Here is a 2,709-nt window from a genome sequence, read left to right as displayed (position 1 = left end):
TTTCTGTTCGGTGCCGATGAAGGCTGAGCCGTTGGACAGGGCGACGTAGACGTCGTTGGTGGTGCCTCGGGTGAAGGTGGCGATGTCGTCGCGGCCGTCCCCGTTGAAGTCTCCGACGGCCGCGATCTCGGCCCCGGGTGCGAACCAGTCGTGCCACTTCGAGGCGCCGGCGAATCCGCCACCGGTGGACAGGGCCACGTGCACGTCGGCGAGCGATCCGTGGGTGAAGGTGACGATGTCGTCGCGTCCGTCGCCGTTGAAGTCGCCGGTCAGTGTCGTCTCACCGGACAGGCCGAAGAAGTCGTTCCACTTCACCGACGTACCCGCGAAGCCCGAACCGGTCGAGGTCGAGACGTAAACGTCGGCGAGTGATCCGTGGGTGAAGGTGACGATGTCGTCGCGGCCGTCACCGGTGAAGTCGGTCGGGGTGCCGCCGATGGTGCCGATCGCGCGCCGGGCCTCGGCGAGCAGGCTGCGGGCCTTGGCCTCCGACTGGTCGTAGCGGGTCGGGAAGCCGGACCGCTGCACGCACTGGGCGACCTGGCCGGCGGTGTAGCCGGGGTAGCGGCGGTCACAGTCGATGGCGCGTACGAAGAACTGGGTCGATGCGTACACCGGGTCCATGATCTGCTCGGGGGTGCCCCAGCCGAAGTCGTGGCGTTGCTGGAAGACGCCGAGCGACGACTTGTCGCCACAGGGCAGGTTGTTCATGTGCGACTCGACCCAGCCGGCCTCGAAGCCGGCGAGCATGACCTTGTCGTTGACGTTCAGGCTCCGGCCGACCCGGTTGACGATGATGATGATCGACGGGTCGTGGTTGGCCGGGATCGAGGGGCAGGCCAGCGTGCCGATCGGCGCGCCGGGGCCGGCGGCGGTCGACGCCGACGCCGGGGCCGGCAGCAGCGCGCCCGGCAGCAGTACGGCGGCGAGTGCGGCCGCCAGGGTGGATGGGCCGAGGCGGCGCCGGTGGCCGCTCGGAAGGCGTCGTCGCATTCTGCACCTCGCCATCAATCAAATGAGATCAATCGATGTGATGGCGGAACCCGCGATGGGTGCCGCTGGTTGCCGGGTGGCGGTTTTCGCACGTCATGGCCATGATGGGCGCGGTCGTTTGGAGCTAAGTTTCGGCCAGTCATCGCAGGCAGTCAACTATTGACATGTATCGAAGTCCGGGGTTGACTGCGCACACTGATCCGTGCCCGGCAGTTCGGGGGCCATCATGAGCGTCCACACGATCCGACGAGTCGTCATCGCCGCCGCGTTGGCCGTGCCCCTGCCGGCCCTCGCCGACGTCGACGGTGACGGCCGCGACGACGTCGTCACCTTCACCCGCGGTGCCGCCGCCGACGTGTACGTCGCCCGCTCCACCGGCTCGGGCTTCGGAGCCGCCGCGAGGTGGCACGACAACTTCGCGGTCGGCACCGAGACGCCCGGTGTCGGTGACTTCGACGGCGACGGCCGGGCCGACGTCGTCACGTTCACCCGGGGTACGGCCGCCGACGTCTACGTGTCGCTCTCCGACGGGTCCCGCTTCGTGCAGAACGCCTGGAAGTGGCATGACCAGTTGGCCGCCGGCAGCCAACTGCCCCGGCCGAGCGTGCCCTGACCCTCCGCGCCCGCCCAGACCCTCCGCCTACGCCGGGCCGCCCGCGCGCCGACCCACCGTCTCGACAGAGCCGTTCGCCGAGTGCGCCGGCCGGAAGGAGCCGCATGTCCCGCCGATCCATGACCAACCTGCTCCGCGTCCTCGTCGCGTCGGCCGTCGCCGCGGTGGCGATCGTGGTCGCGCCCGCCGTCGCGTACGCGGCACCGAACTTCAAGGCGCCGTTCCCGTGCGGGCAGCGGTGGACGTACAGCCACCACAGCGCCGAGGTACGGCTCGCCCTGGACTTCGTACGCGCCGACGGCGGTGTCACCAACAACACCCCGCAGGTGGCGTCCGCCGACGGTGTCGCCCGGCACCACTCGCAGCCGAACGGGGCCGGCAACTACATCGTCATCGACCACGGTGGCGGCTGGACGACGTACTACTTCCACCTGAACGCGTTCTCGGTGCCCAACGGCGCCTTCGTCCGGCAGGGGCAGCAGATCGGACTGACCGGCAGCACCGGCAACTCGTCCGGCGCACACGTCCACTACGAGCAGCTGCTCAACGGGGTGGGCCAGACCATCCGGATCAACGGCGTGTCGCTGGCGCCGTACCCCGGCTCCTACCACCAGCGCTACCTCACCAGCGACAACTGCGGCCAGTCACCGTCGGGGGCGCGGCCGATGGGTGGTTCGCCGACGGACTTCACCGGTGACGGCCGTGACGACATCGTGGCGTTCACGCACGGGTCGTTGGCTGATGTGTATGTCTCGACGTCGACGGGTTCGGGTTTCGCGGGTACGTCGGTGAAGTGGAACGACTTCTTCGGCCTGTCGGGTGAGACGACGCTGACCGGTGATTTCAACGGTGACGGAAGAGACGACATCGTCACCTTCACGCACGGGACCCTGGCCGATGTGCATGTGGCCCTGTCGACCGGGTCGGCGTTCGCGGGGGCGACGAAGTGGCACGACTGGTTCGCACCCGGGGCCGAGGTTCCGGCGGTCGGTGACTTCAACGGGGACGGCCGCGACGACATCGTGACGTTCACGAGGGGTTCGACGAACGACGTGTTCGTGGCGTTGTCGAACGGTTCGAGCTTCGTCGGCACCGAGCAGAAG

3 protein-coding genes are annotated in these 2,709 nt (G+C 68.8%); 2 read left to right on the top strand and 1 reads right to left on the bottom strand.

Annotated features, from left to right (window positions below):
• Positions 1–993, bottom strand: a 993-nt coding sequence (locus tag AB0M79_RS36270) for a VCBS repeat-containing protein (RefSeq protein ID WP_364223347.1), incomplete at its 3' end; no start/stop codon positions are given.
• Positions 994–1,219: 226 nt separating this feature from the next.
• On the opposite strand from AB0M79_RS36270, the gene AB0M79_RS36265 reads away from it, so the two are divergent.
• Positions 1,220–1,606 (top strand): FG-GAP-like repeat-containing protein, encoded by a 387-nt coding sequence (locus AB0M79_RS36265; RefSeq protein WP_364223344.1) that lies wholly within the window; start codon positions 1,220–1,222, stop codon positions 1,604–1,606.
• A gap of 104 nt (positions 1,607–1,710) precedes the next feature.
• The coding region (locus AB0M79_RS36260; RefSeq protein WP_364223342.1) for a VCBS repeat domain-containing M23 family metallopeptidase at positions 1,711–2,709 on the top strand (999 nt) is incomplete at its 3' end.

Source organism: Polymorphospora sp. NPDC051019, assembly GCF_040683055.1.
Taxonomy (GTDB): domain Bacteria; phylum Actinomycetota; class Actinomycetes; order Mycobacteriales; family Micromonosporaceae; genus Polymorphospora; species Polymorphospora lycopeni.
The sequence above is the reverse complement of the archived record's forward strand: the minus strand, read 5'-3'. Positions and strand labels throughout refer to the sequence as shown.